General features: G+C 61.9%; 14 protein-coding genes, 1 tRNA gene and 1 riboswitch. Of the genes, 4 read left to right on the forward strand and 11 right to left on the reverse strand.

The window, feature by feature from the left end; all coding sequences use genetic code 11:
• The coding region (locus HW554_RS20410) for a DUF3883 domain-containing protein (protein ID WP_218134710.1) at positions 1-256 on the forward strand (256 nt) is incomplete at its 5' end.
• Between the two features lie 118 nt (positions 257-374).
• Here HW554_RS20410 and HW554_RS12970 read toward each other — a convergent pair.
• From HW554_RS12970 to HW554_RS12985, 4 genes are all read right to left on the reverse strand, one after another.
• Positions 375-1916, reverse strand: a complete 1542-nt coding sequence (locus tag HW554_RS12970) for an aldehyde dehydrogenase family protein (protein WP_176909017.1) — start codon at positions 1914-1916, stop codon at positions 375-377.
• A 244-nt stretch (positions 1917-2160) separates the two neighbouring features.
• Positions 2161-2394, reverse strand: a complete 234-nt coding sequence (locus tag HW554_RS12975; RefSeq protein ID WP_176909018.1) for a DUF2905 domain-containing protein — start codon at positions 2392-2394, stop codon at positions 2161-2163.
• Between the two features lie 153 nt (positions 2395-2547).
• On the reverse strand, positions 2548-5103 hold the full coding sequence (locus tag HW554_RS12980) for a type IA DNA topoisomerase (RefSeq protein WP_176909019.1): 2556 nt from the start codon (positions 5101-5103) through the stop codon (positions 2548-2550).
• 180 nt (positions 5104-5283) lie between these two features.
• Positions 5284-5359: transfer RNA gene (locus HW554_RS12985), tRNA-Lys, on the reverse strand.
• An 80-nt stretch (positions 5360-5439) separates the two neighbouring features.
• Between HW554_RS12985 and HW554_RS12990 the strand changes: the two genes are divergently transcribed.
• Together HW554_RS12990 and HW554_RS12995 are read left to right on the forward strand one after the other, a co-directional pair.
• Positions 5440-6156, forward strand: coding sequence for an SH3 domain-containing protein (locus HW554_RS12990; RefSeq protein ID WP_176909020.1), 717 nt, complete (start codon positions 5440-5442; stop codon positions 6154-6156).
• A gap of 246 nt (positions 6157-6402) precedes the next feature.
• Positions 6403-6828, forward strand: a complete 426-nt coding sequence (locus tag HW554_RS12995; protein WP_176909021.1) for a DUF4890 domain-containing protein — start codon at positions 6403-6405, stop codon at positions 6826-6828.
• A 121-nt stretch (positions 6829-6949) separates the two neighbouring features.
• Here HW554_RS12995 and HW554_RS13000 read toward each other — a convergent pair whose 3' ends face one another.
• From HW554_RS13000 to HW554_RS13020, 5 genes are all read right to left on the reverse strand, one after another.
• Positions 6950-8419 carry an amino acid permease gene (locus HW554_RS13000; RefSeq protein WP_176909022.1) on the reverse strand — a complete coding sequence of 490 codons (1470 nt, stop codon included), beginning with the start codon at positions 8417-8419 and terminating at the stop codon, positions 6950-6952.
• 86 nt (positions 8420-8505) lie between these two features.
• Entirely contained in the window at positions 8506-9525 is a 1020-nt protein-coding gene (locus HW554_RS13005; RefSeq protein WP_176909023.1) for an LLM class flavin-dependent oxidoreductase, read from the reverse strand.
• Between the two features lie 53 nt (positions 9526-9578).
• Entirely contained in the window at positions 9579-10580 is a 1002-nt protein-coding gene (locus HW554_RS13010; RefSeq protein ID WP_176909024.1) for an ATP-grasp domain-containing protein, read from the reverse strand.
• A 364-nt stretch (positions 10581-10944) separates the two neighbouring features.
• Positions 10945-11037, reverse strand: a riboswitch (SAM riboswitch).
• Positions 11038-11270: 233 nt separating this feature from the next.
• Complete coding sequence (locus HW554_RS13015; protein WP_176909025.1) at positions 11271-12038, reverse strand: EcsC family protein; 768 nt, start codon at positions 12036-12038, stop codon at positions 11271-11273.
• Positions 12039-12076: 38 nt separating this feature from the next.
• A complete protein-coding gene (locus HW554_RS13020; protein WP_176909026.1) occupies positions 12077-13093 on the reverse strand; it encodes a Gfo/Idh/MocA family protein in 1017 nt (338 codons plus the stop codon).
• A 143-nt stretch (positions 13094-13236) separates the two neighbouring features.
• Between HW554_RS13020 and HW554_RS13025 the strand changes: the two genes are divergently transcribed.
• Positions 13237-13947 (forward strand): M48 family metallopeptidase, encoded by a 711-nt coding sequence (locus HW554_RS13025; protein WP_176909027.1) that lies wholly within the window; start codon positions 13237-13239, stop codon positions 13945-13947.
• Positions 13948-14003: 56 nt separating this feature from the next.
• Here HW554_RS13025 and HW554_RS13030 read toward each other — a convergent pair whose 3' ends face one another.
• Together HW554_RS13030 and HW554_RS13035 are read right to left on the reverse strand one after the other, a co-directional pair.
• A complete protein-coding gene (locus HW554_RS13030) occupies positions 14004-14600 on the reverse strand; it encodes a carboxymuconolactone decarboxylase family protein (protein WP_176909028.1) in 597 nt (198 codons plus the stop codon).
• Between the two features lie 176 nt (positions 14601-14776).
• A complete protein-coding gene (locus tag HW554_RS13035) occupies positions 14777-15586 on the reverse strand; it encodes a M48 family metalloprotease (RefSeq protein ID WP_176909029.1) in 810 nt (269 codons plus the stop codon).
• Positions 15587-15606: the final 20 nt, after the last annotated feature.

The following is a 15606-nucleotide window of genomic DNA, read 5'->3' on the forward strand; positions in this document are numbered from 1 at the left end:
AACTACTACTAAAAACTCATTTGGGGAAGTGTTCTTTACAAGAAATGAATTGGAATGTATGATAGCTTTAAATAATTATTATTATTTATACAGAGTATTTGACTTAAACATAGAATCTCAAACTGGAAGTATTAAAATTTTTAAAGGCAGTGAAAGTATAAATAGTTGCTTTAGCTTTTATACACAAAGTGTGAAAGCTAAAATCAGAACTGATATCAATATTAGTGAAATGAATGTCAAAGATATAAGCCTTTAAATCACAGCCAGTTGACAAATTATATTAAAAGATACATATCACGCAAAGCCCCGCCCGAAGCTTAGTGCTTTGGGCGGGGCTTTGCGTTGCGGGCTGCCGTAGTGCAGCCAAACGGCTACTAAATATTCTCAGGCAGCCGGATAGCGTCGCCGAAGTTGCCTAGGATGGGCTTGTCGCCTTGCGTTACGGCTTCCACCAGCAGCGCGCCGCCCACGAAGGCGCCCTTCCACGACTCGCCGAGGCCACCGAACACTTCGGCCCGGTCGCCGCGGGAGCGGAGCTGGTTGAGGCCCACTTTGAAGGCGCGCACCTCCTTGGCCGTGCGCGCGGCCAGCTTGGCATCGTCAGAAGCAATGGCGGCCACCAGCGCCCCGTTGCTAATGTTCATCTCGCCCACCAGCTCCTCCACCCTATCCACCAGAATGATGCTGTCGATGGGGCCGAAGGGCTCCTTGAAGTACAGCTCGCTCTGGCGCGGCAGGTTCACCAGCGCCCGCGGGGCGCGGTAGGCACTCCGGTCCTGGCCGGGCAGGAACAGCGCGTCGTCGAGCTGGCCCTCGTAGATGGGCGTGGCCCCAGTTTTGAGCGCGTCCTGGTACAGCCGATCGAGGTCCTGAGCCTGAGCGGCGTTGATGACGGGGCCGAACGCCAGGTCGGGCAGCGCGTCGCCGGGCGCATCAACCAGCGTGGGGTTGCCGATTTTCAGCTCGCGAATAGTATTCCAGTACGTTTCCAGAAACTGCGGGAACAGGCGCCGCTCTACCACGAAGCGCACGTAGGCCGTGCAGCGCTGCTTGCCGTAGTCGTAGCCCTTGCGCAGCTGCTGAGCCATAGCGTCCCAGTCGGAGTAGTCCCAGATGCCGTAGGTGTTCACGCCCTCCATTTCCAGCATGTAGCGCTTGTCGTTCTGCACCAGCGCATCGGCAATGTTGCGGCCGTTGTAGCGCCCACCCACGAAACTCAGGCAATCCACGGCCGCGTGGCGCACCAGCACGTCGCTCAGCTCGCCGCCCGAGCCGCTGACCAGCGTCACCGGCAAACCGCAGCGGCGGGCAATGGCAAACGTTAGGCTCAACGAAATGAAGCCGCCGTCAGTAGGCGTTTTAGCGATGACCGCGTTGCCGCACAGCGCCTGCACCAGCACCGCGTGCAGCAGCACCGACATGGGGTAGTTCCAGGAGGCAATGTTGCTGACGAGGCCCAGCGGCGTGCGCTTGCCGAGCATGCCCTCGATGTTGTCCACGTACCACTGCACGCCGTCGATGGCGCGGTCGATATCGGTGAAGCCCAGCTTGTAGGTCTTGCCGATTTCCCACATCAGCAGCTTGCCCACCAGCTCGACGTGGGGCTGCAGCTGGGTCAGGCAGTCCTGCACCCGGCGCTTGCGCTCATCCAGGTCGGTGTTGGCCCAGGCGGCGGCTTCGGCCTTGGCGGCCTGCACGGCGCGCAAAGCGGTGGCCTCATCGAGCATCGGCAGGCGGCCAATCACGCTCCCATCGATGGGCGAGATGAAGTCGCGGGGTTTGCCCGGCTCCTGCCAGCGGCCTTCCAGCAGGTTCAGGAAACTGGTGCCGTCGGGCGCGAATATTTCGGGCGCGGCGGCTTTGGTCTGGGCTAGCAGGTGGGCAAATTCGACCTGGGGAGAAACGATTTTGGGCATAACAGAAGCAGGTGTTAGGTTGGATTGGGCCGAAGAACCGGCCTCGGTGGCGGCGCATCAAGGTACGCGCTTCGGACGGTTTGCCCGAACCTGCTTACGTAAACGGTTACGCCGCTCGTAACCGTCTTGTACACTTGAGCTTATTGAACAGTCCTGCACCGCAATAGTTAGCGGCCTGCTGTTGCCGGCGTTAGCAGGTCAGCTATTCGCACTGTTTACTAGCAGAACTCCGACTGGGGCTCCCCTACCCGCCCAGCCGCCGCCACAGTGCCAGCAGCAAGCTCAACACGGCGCTGATGAGCAGCATCGACACCCACGGCACATACAGCCGGAAGCCCGGCCGCTCCACCCGCACATCGCCCGGCAGCCGCCCGAACCAACTGAACCACCCCGAGCCGCCCCCCAGCCACAGCAGGGCCCCAAGCAGCATCAGGCCTAGGCCGAGCAGGAAAATGGTTTTACCTAGTTGGGGAGACATGGAAAATAGATGCGTGAGGAAATAAAAAGAACGTCATGCTGAGCGGAGCTGAAGCATCTCTACCGCTTCAAGTGAACAGTTACAACGAAGCGGTAGAGATGCTTCGGCTCCGCTCAGCATGACGTTCTTTTTGCGTCGACTTCTCAGACCAACTTACCCCTGCCCAAACACCGGCTCAATGCGCCCTTCGGCCCCAATTTGCAGCACGGCCTCGTAGCGGTTGCCGGTCTTGGTGGATACGAAGCCCCGGATGACGCCGGTTTTACCCTTGCGCAGCAGCTGATTCATCTGGGCGTCGGTGAGGGTTTTGCCGCCCCAGGCGAAGGGCACCCGGAACTGGCAGTCTTCGCGGAAGCGGGAGCAACCCCAGGCACTGCTGCCCCGCAGCATCTGGCCCAGCCGGCAGACGGGGCAGGGTATCTGGCCGGGGTCGGTACTGGTGGTGGGCTTACTTTCGGCGGCCCGCGCCAGCTCCAGCGTGCGGGCGGGCGTGAGCACAATGGCGGCGTCGAACTTGTTGCCATCGTCGTCCAGGAAGCCCTTCATCACCTGGGTACGGCCCTTTTTGAGCAGGTCGCCCGCTTGCTTGTCAGTAATCTTTTTGCCCTCGAATTCGGTCGGCAACCGGAACTGGCAGCCTTCCTTCCAACGCGAGCAGCCAAACGCCGCTTTGCCCCGCAGCACGTGTCCGGTACCACAAGCCGGACAAGTCCCAAGTGCTCCGGGCATGGCTGGGGTAGCTGCCGCTTTGGGAACTGGTGCCGCGGCTTTGCCAGCGGTGGCCCCCGCTTTACCAGCAGGAACGGAGCCGGCAGGCGGGGCCGTGGTGCTGATGGCGCGGCCGGAGCCGTCCTGCTTCACTTCCTGCACCATTTCGCGCACCAGCTGCTTTAACTCCCCCAGAAACTGCTCCTGGTCCAGCTCGCCGCCTTCAATCTGGCGCAGCTTCTTCTCCCACTGCCCCGTCAGCTCCGCCGACTTCAGGGTGGGGTTGCGGATGAGACCAATCAGCTCGACGCCGGTGGGCGTGGGCACAATTTTCTTTTTGTCGCGGATAATGTAGCCGCGCTTGAACAGCGTTTCGATGATGGCGGCGCGGGTGGAGGGGCGGCCGATGCCGTTTTCCTTCATGGCGAGGCGCAGCTCGTCGTCGTCCACGTTGCGGCCGGCCGTTTCCATGCCGCGCAGCAGCATGGCCTCGGTGTAGTCGCGCGGGGCCTGGGTTTGCTTGGCGTCGAGGCGGGGCTGGTGGGGGCCGGTTTCGTCCTTCACGAAGGCCGGCAGCACGGTGCCCACCACGTCGTCGTCGTCGCTGCTACTGCTGCTCCGCTTCTCGTTGGCCACGGTTTGCTTCTCGGGGTCGCCGTACACCTCGCGCCAGCCGGGGCTCAGAATCTGCCGGCCCCGGACCCGGAACGTGAGGCCCGCCACGTCGGCCGTTACGGTGGTGTTCGACACTTCGCAATCGGGGTAAAACGCGGCCAGGAAGCGGCGCACGATGATGTCGTACACCCGCTGTTCGTTGCCGCCGAGGCCGTTCGCATTAGCGCCGGTCGGGATGATGGCGTGGTGGTCGGTTACTTTGTTGTTGTTGAAGACCTTGGCGCTCTTGCGGATTTTAGCCGCCAGCAGCGGGGCCGTGAGGGCCGCGTAATTGCCCAGCCCGCGCAGGATGCCGGCAATTTTGGGGTACTGGTCGTCGGGCAGAAACGTGGTGTCGACGCGCGGATAGCTCACCACTTTCTTCTCGTAGAGGCCCTGCACCGTTTTCAGCGTATCCTCGGCCGAGAGGCCTAGCTGGTTGTTGCACTGCACCTGCAACGAGGTCAGGTCGAACAGCGCGGGCGGACTCTCCAGGGCCTTTTTGATGATGACGCTGGTGACGGTCAGCGGCTGGCCGGTTACGCGAGCCAGGGCCTCGTCGGCCTCCTGCTGGGTCACGAAGTAGCCGCGGGCCTTGAGCCGCGCTTTTTCGTCGGGCTCATCGTCGTCTTTGCCCGGTTTTACTACCGCCACGTGGCTGAACATGGTGCTCCGATATTCGGCGCGCAGTACCCAATAGGGCTCGGGCCGGAAGTTCTGGATTTCGTGAAAACGGTCGACCAGCAGCGCCAGCGTGGGCGTTTGCACCCGTCCGATGCTGAGCACCTGCCGCTGGCCGGGCGCATACTTGAGCGTGAACAGCCGCGTCGCGTTCAGGCCTAGCAGCCAGTCGCCCACCGCCCGGCTTTTACCGGCCTGGTAAAGCGAGTCGAACTCGGAACCCTCGCGCAGGTTCTGGAAACCCTGGCGGATGGCTTCCTCGGTGAGCGAGGAAATCCAGAGGCGCTTGGTGGGCTTGCGGTACTTGGCCTCCATCAACACCCAGCGCTGAATCACCTCCCCTTCCTGGCCCGCGTCGCCGCAGTTTACTACCTCGTCGGCGGCGGCCAGCAGGCGCTTGATAACGGCAAACTGGCGCACCACCCCATCATCGCGCAGCATGAGCTTGATGCCGAACTGCTCGGGCACCATGGGCAAATCGTGGATGCTCCAGCGCTTCCACTCGGGGCGGTAGTCCTCAGGCTCGCGTAGCTGGCAGAAGTGGCCGAACGTCCAGGTTACCTGGTAGCCGTTGCCCTCGTAGTAGCCATCCATTCGGCGGTCGGCGCCGAGTACGTGGGCAATTTCGCGGGCCACGCTGGGCTTTTCGGCAATGCAGACAATCACAGATTTTCGCTGATTTGGTCGCTGATGAGGCTGATTTGAAGGTCAGCGCGGAAGCAACAAATATAGCACGCGAAAAGGTCGGTTGGGCCGCCGGGCCGGGCGCGACCAGCGCAGCCGACGGCTCGCGGACTCGTTGAAGTAAAAAGAAAAAACCCTCCCTACAAGGCGTAGGAAGGGTTTTGGTGATCCCGCTGGGATTCGAACCCAGGACCCATACATTAAAAGTGTATTGCTCTACCAGCTGAGCTACAGAATCAGTTTCTTTGTACTGGCAACCCGCCCTTGTGGCTGATTGTGGCACAAAAGTAGAGTCCTGGATTTAACTGTGCAACTGTTTTGCTCAAAAAAGCCCCCCTTTTTTTCCTGCTCCTCCTGAGTCTCGCCCAACCGATTCAGGCCCAAAATGTTAGTCCGGCGCTTCAAAAAGCCGATTCGCTGTACGAGGCCGGGCAGGTGGCCCAGGCTTACCCCTGGTACCGGCAGGCCCGCAACCACGACGGACTGCAATCGGGCCGGCAGGCGCTGCGCATGGCCTACACCCAGGAGGCGCTGGGTCATTATCCGGCCGCCCTCTACTACCTGAGCGTGTCGCAGAGCCTAGAGCCACGCTACGCTACCTGGCAGAAGATGGTGAGCCTCGCCCAGGAGCATCGCCTGACGGGCTACCCCGACACCTGGCGGCAGAACCTATTTATTGCGCTGCAACGCTACTACTACCGCCTGCTACAGGGGCTATTGCTGCTGGCCGTGGTGGCTGGGGCGGCCCTGCTGCTGCGCCGCCGCACCGCCGACCGGGTCTGGTGGGTTGTGTACGGCGGCTACTTACTAGGCGTGGGCCTGGCGCTGAACGTGCTGGCTCCCGGCCGGATGGGGCTGGTAGCCCGCGCCCGCGCCCCACTTATGGCCGGCCCCAGCGCCGGGGCCACCTGGCTGACCACCGCTGCCGCCGGCGACCGGTTCGAGGTGTTGGGCCGGCAGGATCTGTGGTACCGGGTGCGTTGGCAGGAGCGCGAGGCCTACATCCGCCGCCGTAACCTGCTGCTGGTGGAGTAACAGTATGAGCAGGTTATAATGCTCGCAAAAAAATACAATCAACTAACAATCAGGCATTTAAAACTAACGATAGAAAATATAATCAAAGGTTTAACAGGGAAATTTAAATTTTAAAAGATGTGTATTCGGGGCAACATCGGCACAAACTGGCACCGGAGTTGCAATTGCTCTATCAGAAGCCCGCAGCCGGATTGGCTGGCTGTCGGACACCATTTCTGCAAACAGCACTTTCCCCTTACATACGCCATGAAAAAGCTCCTCATTCTCCTTGCTGCCTTCTCGATTTCTGCCGCCGCTTCAGCCCAGACCACTCCGGTAAAAACCGTTCGTGGCCAATACCAGAAGAGCCAGAAGCAAGACCTGACTCCTGAGCAGCGCGCCGACCGCGCCGCACAGAAGCTCACCAAAAGCCTCAACCTATCGGCCGCTCAGGGGCAGCAGGTGCGCCAGTTGCAACTGGCCCGTATCCAGCAGCAGCAGGCTTACAAAGGCCAGGCCGGTCCGGCTGCCAAAGCCGACAGAAAGGCGCGCCACCAGGCCATGAAGGGCCAACGGGCCCAGTACGACGCCCAGCTCAAGCAAATCCTGAGTGCCGACCAGTACACCAAGTATGCGCAGATGCAGGCCGACAAAAAGGCCAAGCACCAGGCCAAGCGCCAGAATAAGGGCTAACCTGACAGTTCATCGACCACATAAGCGACAGGGCCCCGACGAATAATCGTCGGGGCCCTGTCGCTTATATGGTTATTGATGCCCCTCCTGCCTGTGCGGGCAGTGCCTGCCGGCGCTGGGGCTATTGCGCCTGCTGCGCGGCGGCGGCGGCCCGGGCCTGCTGGCCCAGCTTGCTGTGCTTACGGCCGTAGCCGTAGTAAATGGCCAGTCCGATAGCCAGCCAAACGGCCAGCCGCAGCCAGGTTTCCCAAGGCATCGACACCATCATCACAAGGCAGGTGAGGATGCCCAGAATGGGCACCAGCGGCACCCAGGGCGTACGGAAAGGGCGGGGCGCGTCGGGCTCGCGCTTGCGCATGATGAGCACGCCCGCGCACACCATCACGAAGGCCAGTAGCGTGCCGATGCTCGTCATTTCGCCCACTACCGAGATGGGCACGAAGCCCGCGAACAGGGCAATGAACAGGCCCAGCAGCAGGTTGGACTGCAGCGGCGTGCGAAACCGCTCGTTGATGCGGGCAAACACCGGGGGCAGCAGTCCATCTTTGGCCATGCTGAAAAACACCCGGCTCTGGCCCAGCAAATCCACCAGAATAACAGACGTGTAACCAATGATGATGGCCAGAATAACCGCTCCCGACAGCCAGGCGTAGGGCGTTTTTTCGATGGCAATGGCCACCGGCGCGGCGCTGTTCTTGAACTCGGTGTAGTTGGCCAAACCCGTCATCACGTAGCCGAAAAGCACGAATAGCACGGTGCAGACCGCCAGCGAGCCGAGGATGCCGATGGGCAGGTTGCGCTGCGGATTCTTGGTTTCCTGCGCCATCGTGGCCACGATGTCGAAGCCGATGAACACGAAGAAAATGACGCCCGCCCCGCGCAATATTCCGCTCCAGCCAAACTCGCCGAACGTGCCGGTGTTGGCCGGAATATAGGGCTGGTAGTTGGCGGGGTCGATGTACTGCCAGCCCAGGCCGATGAACACCAGCACCACGGCCACTTTCAGCGTAACCACCAGCGCATTGAACCACGCCGAGCCGGCCGTCCCCCGGATGATGATGAGCGTAATGGCCAGCACAATGAGCATGGCCGGCACGTTCACCAGCCCATGCACCTCGGCGCCACTGGCCAGCGTGGCCGTTTCGAACGGCGACATAACCAGCTGCGGGGGCAGGTGGATGCCGTACTTGGCCAGGAAATTGAGCAGATACTGCGACCAGCTGATGGCCACCGTAGCCGCGCCCACCGAATATTCGAGTACCAGATCCCAGCCGATAATCCAGGCAAAAAGCTCGCCCATGGTGGCGTAGGCGTAGGTGTAGGCCGAACCCGAAACCGGCACCATGGAGGCAAACTCGGCGTAGCACAGGGCCGAAAATGCGCAGCCCACAGCCGCCACGATAAACGAGAGCGTGATGGCCGGGCCGGCGTTGTTGGCGGCGGCAATGCCGGTGAGTGAGAACAGCCCGGCCCCGATAATTACGCCGACGCCGATGGTAATGAGGTTGAAGCCGTTGAGGCTTCGTTTGAGGGTGTTGCTGCCGGTTTCGGCCGCTTCCTGCCGCAGCAGTTCCAATGATTTCTTAAGCATAAAACAAGGAAGAATGGACCCTGCTTGCCGCGGGGCCCATTCGGGTAAGAAAATTACGGGCCGGGAGTGGCCCGCGGAATGTTAACTTAAGCCAGCACCCGGATAACTGACTCCGAGAAGCGCTCCATTTCTTCGAGCTGTGGGCTGGCCTGCAACAGGAAAAAATCGACCCCGACCCGCTCGAACTCGCCGATGCGGTCCTGAAGCTGGGCGGGCGTGCCGGTGAGACCCGTGCGCAGGCCCCGGTTGGAAACCGAGTAATCCTGCAGCGACACCTGCTGCTCGAGCTGGGTACCGGCCAGCCACTGCTGGTAGTTGCCGAAGCCGGCAGCCGTGGCCTTCACGTCGGTGATGCGGGTCAGCTCCTTGCTTACGGCTTGCTCGGTTTCGCGCACAATGGTGTAGCCGGCCACTCCGAATTTCATCGGCGGCAGGCCCTTCTGCTCGCGGCGGCGGCGCATATCGGCAATGCGGGCCCCAATCTGGGCGGGCGAGTCGCCGTGCATTACGTAGCCGTCGCATTGGCTCGTAATCAGGTCTTTGGCTGCCTCCGACTCGCCCCCGGCGTACAGGAACGGGGCCTTGGCGGGCTTGGGCTGCAGCACGTTATCGTCCACTTGGTAGTACTTACCCGCGTAGCTGAAGTGGTCGTGCTCCCACACGTTTTTCACCACATCGAGCCACTCGCGGGTACGGGCGTAGCGGTCGTCGTGCTGCTCGAAGTGCAGGCCGTATTTGGTGGCCTCATCGCGCCACCAACTCGATACCACGTTCAGCGAGAGACGGCCGGGCGCAATCAGGTCGATGTTGGCGGCCTGCTTGGCCAGCAGCGCCGGCTGATGGAATGTGGGCCGCACGGCCACCATAATTTCGAGCTGCTCGGTAACGGCCGCCAGCGCAGCGGCCGTGCTCCAGGCTTCCAGCGCGGGTGCCTCGGGCCCCTTGATATCGTTGAGGTAGAGCTCGGCAATAAGGGTCAGGTCGTAGCCCAGCGTTTCGCTGCGGCGGGCCAGTTCCTTCACATAAGTCCAGTCGGTGGGCATCTGCTCGTCGGCCACGTTGCGCAGCCAGCCCCCGAAAACGGGCATCCAATAGCCAAATTTCATGTATTCAGGTCGGTTAAGAAGCCCTGGGGCTCCGGGTTTTCAGGAAGATTTGCTTAAACCGCCACCTCGGCCTGCGGTATGGCTACCAGCGCGTTGGCGGGGGTTGGCAATTGGGCTTCGAGGTAGTCCACGAAACGGGCATAGGGGTCGAAACCAACTACATTCACGGCGTCGGCCACGAAGTTGGACAAGGCGTTGATGTCGTAATACAACACCTGGCCAGTGCGCTCATCAATCAGATACTCTACGCCGCCCACATCAATGCTGGCGGCGGCCACGATGCGCTCGACGGCTTCGATTACTTCGGCCGGGGGCGTAAAGGCTTCCACCTGAATCCCCTTTTTAGGCGCTTCGGTCAGGCAGAACTCCGCCGACTGCTCCTCCGGAATCTGGCAGATTTCGGCCGGGCACAGGTTGAAGCTCTCGCCGGTGGTGTACACTTTCATGGCGTAGAGAAACTTGCCATCGAGCGTTTCGACCCGGTGGATGTGGCCCCCGCGGGGCGCCACGTACTCCTGCACCAGCGCCGTCTGATCGAGGCCCAGGTCCAACTGGTTGGCATCTACGGCGGCTTGCAGGCCCGCCAGTGTATCGAAGCGGATGATGCCCGCCCCGCTGCCCCCGATGTTCACCTTCACTACTACCGGAAAGCGTAGCTCGCGGGCGGCCTCTACGGCCCGGCTGGCGTGGTTTATAACCCGCGCAGCCGGATAGCCCAGCCCCAGCGCTTCGAACAGGGAAAGCTGCCGGGCCTTGTTGGTTTCGATAGCCGTGGCCGCCGAGCCGTTGATAATGCGCGTGCCGATGCGTTCGAGGTGCGTGGCGTAACCAGCCGTGTGGAAAATACCCTGCCCGTGGCCCCGCAAATAGGCCGAGGAACTCATGCGGTTCACTACCAGGCTGTAGGGACTCTGCTGCTCGGCCGGGTTGAAAAGGTGATGGGCGGCGTCGATTTTTTCGTAGGCCAGCCCGCGCCGGTCTAGCTCGGCAAACAGTGGCTTAAACCAGTCGGGGTGCTCGAAATAGATGCCAATAGGCTTGGTGGCAGCAGTCATATCCAAGAAAAAAAGAGGGTAAAAAGCAGGAAGAAAACCCCTGAGTACAGCAGATCACACACCTTCCGGCCCGTATCATGGCGTTAGCGCCCACGAATCCAGACGAGCCCAACGGCCCGAACAGACCTGCGCAGGCCTGTGGATAATCCAGCGAAAGGGAAAGAAGGGGAAGCCGGCAAATCGGCGGGCCCCGGGCCCGCGCTTACTCAGCGGCTAGGCGGGAATAGCGGCCCGCAACCGGTAGTTAGGCCCGGCAACAACAGCCCCAACAGCACATACCAGCCCGGTACCGGAACACGGCGGGCGTAGCAATAAGGGCGGCAGAAGAAAGCAGGGCGTTGTTGGAGGCGTCCACGGTAACTTGTTTTTATATGGTCAGGACTTGGCACCGTGCCCGCGGTTGCGGATGGTTGCCGACGCTTCATCGAGCCTGTCTCTCAGCGCCTCTTTATAAAAACAATCCTTCGGGGAAGAAAGAATTGATGCGTCAAAGGTAGAACCGGATTGCTGCCCCGGCAACTAGCTGCCTGCTCACCCCGGCGGTTCGGCACCGGTTAACCGCGCGAACCGCCCTCTTGATAGCGGCAAATACCAACACCCAACACACTAAATATCAATAAAATACACCCGCAAAATATTTTCACGGGTGCCGCCAGAATATTTATAATTTCGTCCTCTTACCAGCCGGCACTATTCGGACAATGCGGCCGGTGGGGCAGTCGGGTGCGACTCAGGCGCTTCGGCGAACCAGCGCAGGCGGTAGGCCATGATGGCCGTTTCGCCGAGCTGGGCCAGCAGGCGGTAGTTGGCCACTGCACCTACGGCCGCGCCCACCACGGGCAGCAGCTGGGCCATTTTGGCCAGATCGATATAGTCGCGGTACTCCTGCTGAAACTGGCGCCAGTCGAAGGTTTCGGCGGTGGCAGTGGCCCCGGTGGAGGGCCAGTCGGCCAGTTGGCGGTAGGTTTCGCGGCGGGTATGCTGGCTGCTGAAGGCCAGCTGGAAAATGTGCAGCAGGTAGAGCCGCTCGGAAAGCTGGCGCACGTCGTGGCCGTAAAGGGCGGCAATATCGAAAAGCAGCTTGAGCTTGATTCCAAGCAGCAGCGGGAAATCGGCGAGGCCCAGCAGGAAGCCGGCGGCCCCGGTAGCGCCGCCCTCCACGGCCGCCGCGTTGCGGTAGTTGCGGATGCGGGCCCGTACCCGCGCCTCGCGCTCGGCCAGCGTACCATCCTGCACCGGCTGGCGCGTAGTGTGCTGCGAGCCGAACAGCACGCCCTCCACCATTTTCTGGATAGTAGCCGTGAGGGCACGGTGCAGCTTTTCGGGCAGCAGCGCATTGAGCCGGGCCTGCAGCTGGCGCGTAAAGCGGTTCAGCAGCGTGGGCTTCTGCTGCATTCGCTGCTGCCAGGCACGGAGGTCGGCGTGGGCTTGCTGGTCGTGGGGGTCGGGGGAGAGCATGAGAGGTGAATATACGGTTTGGCCAGTACAAGAGCCGCCTACCGCAGCGCGTAAATCCGCTCAATCATTTCTACCACTTTCAGGCCTTCCAGCGCGTTTGTGGTGGCCACGCCGCGCTGCCGGATGGTTTCTACCACGTTGTCGATGACGTGGACATGGTTGGCAGCCGAGCCCTGGTAGGGGCCGTACTGGTTGGCGGGGTTGGTGGGCGCGAGTTCGGGCAGCTGGTAGTCGTGCAGGTGGCAGTACTCTACTTTATCCATGTACTGGCCGCCCAAACGCAGGCTGCCGCGCTCGGCTACTACCGTGAGCGAGCTTTCCAGGTTCCGGTCCCACACGGCGGTGCTGTACTGGAGCGTGCCGCTGCCGCCACGTACGAGGTCGAACGTCACCAGGCCCGAGTCCTCGAACTCGGTGAGGTGCTCGTGGGTGAAGTCGCGGAAACGGGCCGAAATGTTGGTGATGTCGCCGAATACCCAGTAGAGCAAATCGACGAAGTGACTGAACTGGGTGAAGAGCGTGCCGCCGTCGGCGACGCGGGTGCCGTGCCAACTGCCGGGCGTGTAGTACCGCTCGTCGCGGTTCCAGAAGCAGTTGAGCTGCACCAGAAACACCTGCCCCAGCCGGCCTTCCTCAACCACCTGCTTAAGCCAGGCAGCGGGCGGCGAGTAGCGGTTCTGCATCACTCCAAATACGAAGCGGCCGGTTTGCAGCGCCGTATGTACGATGTCTTCGGCGTCGGACTTATGCAGGGCCAGTGGCTTTTCGACCACCACATGCAGGCCCGCCCGCAGGCCCCGAATGGCCTGCTGGGCGTGCAGGCCGTTGGGCGTGGCCACCGTCAGCACGTCGGCGGCGGGGCCATGACTCAGGTAGTCGTCGAGCGAGGCGAAGAACGGGACGCCGGGGAAGTCGGCGGCCAGCGCCGGGGCCAGCTCGGGCCGGATGTCGACCAGCGCCACCAGCTGGGCTTCGGGGTGGGCGGCCACCAGCGCGGCATGGCGCCGCCCGATGTGGCCCACTCCGCAGATAACAAAACGAATGGCTGATTCCATAGTGCGCGGCAAGCTTCAGGCCGCAAGCTACAAGCTTCGGGCAACAAGCCTCCATTCAGGAGGCCCAGGAAATTAGCGTCTCAGAAAGATCGGCGCCGCAGAAAGACTTGCAGCTTGTAGCTTGCGGCCTGAAGCTTTCAAACATGGAAATTGCCGGCCTTGAAATTGACCTCGTGCGCCAGCGCATGCGCAGCCTGCGCCTGACGGTGTACGCCGGGGGCCGCATTCGGGTAGCGGTGCCGCTGCACACGCCCGCGGCGGCCATCGAGGCATTCGTGCAGGCCCGCCGGGCCTGGATTGAGCAGCACCAGCAGCGGTTTGCCGCCCGCGAGCCGGCCCCGACGCTGCGCTACGAAACGGGGGATAATGTGCCCTTCATGGGCCAGGCCTACGTGCTGGAAGTGCGCCCCGCCGCCCGGCCCCGCGTAGAGCTGCAGCCCGACACGCAGCAGCTGCACCTGTATGCGCCCGCCGACAGCACCGCCGCCCAGCGCGAAGCTATACTGGCGGCCTGGTACCGCCAGCAGCTCCGGCAGCGGCTGCCCGGGCTGCTGGCCAAGTGGGAGCCGGTAGTGGGGCGCACGGCGGCGGCCTGGGGCATCAGGCAGATGCGGACCCGCTGGGGCACCTGCAACATCGGGGCGGCCCGCATCTGGCTGAACCTGGAGCTTATCAAGCGGCCCCTACCCTGCCTGGAATACGTGGTAGTGCATGAGCTGACCCACCTGCACGAATGGCTGCACAACGCCCGCTTCTGGGGCCTGGTGGACCAGTTTATGCCCGACTGGCGGACGCACCGGGCCGAACTGAACCGGGTGCTGCTGACTTCCTCCGCCGCCCCCGACGCAGACTAAGCGCTACGCCCGGAGCAAACCGAACAGCCATTGCTTTCCGTGCTCAGGCCAACGGCTTAGGCATGCTTGCCGGGGCTCCAGCCGCGGCCGGCAAGGTGCTGCTGTCCGGCAGCCACTGCGCCGTCTTCCAGGTGGGTGCCCATCGAGTCGTTCCAGCGGTTGAGGTAGCCAAACAGGCTGATTACGCCCAGAATTTCTACGATTTCACCTTCCGTCCAGTGTTGGCGCAGCGTCTGGCCGATGGCCTCACTTACGGCATTCGGAACGGCCGAGGCGGCCACGGCAAACGCCAACGCCGCCCGCTCGGCCTCCGAAAAGGCCGGATGCGTAGGGTACTCCCAGATATGGTCGAGCTGTTGCTGCTCTGCTCCGTAGCGCTCTGCGGCCAGAATGGTGTGCGCCTGGCAGTACTGGCAACCGGCCGCGTGGCTGCTGATGTAGCCAATAAGGCGTTTCAGGGCGCTGGTTACCCGGCCCTGGTTGGCCATTACGGCCTTGTTGAGCTGAATAAAGGCCGTAGCAATGGCCGGACGGTGCTGCATCGTAAGGACGCTGTTGGGGCAGAAACCCAGCGTTTCGTTGAAGAAGGCCGCCAGCTCTGCCACTTCGGGGTTAGCATCAGGGGCAAGTGGAGTTACGAGCGGAGTAGCCATAGGAAAGGGAGTTGAGAGAGGAAAGCCAGGAGCCGGCGAAAGTACGCGTTCAAACCGACGCGGACGGCCAAATTACCATTACTCTCTTACCAAATGCCCAAAACGGGCCGTAGCACCAAAGCCGCCAAGTAGAGCAGCCATGCGCTGAAGCAGTACCCTCCGGCCCCGGCCGCGCGCTACAGCACGCGCTTCAGCTCCTCGAAGTTTTTGTTGCTCACGTTACGGCCGGTGCAGCCCAGTTGCTGGGCGCTGCGCTGGATGTTCTGTACACGGGAGCCGGGGTTGGGGTGGGTACTCAGGAACTCCGGGGAGCGGGCACCGCCTTCTTTTTCGGCCTTAATGAAGAAGCCAGCCGCGCCGTCGCAGGCGTAGTAGCGGGTGCCGTTGAGGTAAACGGTAGAGTACTTGTCGGCCTCGATTTCGTAGCTGCGGCTGAACTTGAGTTGGCCCAGGCCGGCGGCAATCTGCACGAGCTGGCCGTTGGAGCGGTTGCCCAGCAGCAGCCCCAGCAGCATGCTGGTACCGTATTGCTTCTGCATCGTCTGGGTACTGTGGCGGCGGTCGGCGTGCGCAATTTCGTGGCCCAGCACCCCGGCCAGTTGGTTCTCGTTGTCGAGGTACTTAATCAGCCCCGAAAACACATAAATATGGCCGCCGGGTGTGGCAAAGGCATTCTGCACCTTGTCGTCTTTGATGAGCTGCACATCCCATGGAAACTCCTTGCGGTACCGGATCTGGCCGCTGTCGAGCACGCGCTTCACCACGCCGTCGAGGAGCTGGTAGGCGCGGGGGTGGCTGCTGCGGCTCATCAGCTGGCCTTTCGCCCGGTAGAGCGAATCGGTCTGGCGCGCCACCTGGGCCCCCAACTCAATATCCTGCTGCACCGAGAAGATGTTGAAGCCCTGTGCGGGCTTGTTGATGGCCGCTGTAGTAAGCGCCGCAACGCCGGCCAGCGGCAGCAGAATAGTGAGAAAGGAAGCGCGCATGAGCGTAAGAATCTGAAGAA

Origin of the sequence: Hymenobacter lapidiphilus (assembly GCF_013377885.1) — a bacterium.
GTDB lineage: Bacteria > Bacteroidota > Bacteroidia > Cytophagales > Hymenobacteraceae > Hymenobacter > Hymenobacter lapidiphilus.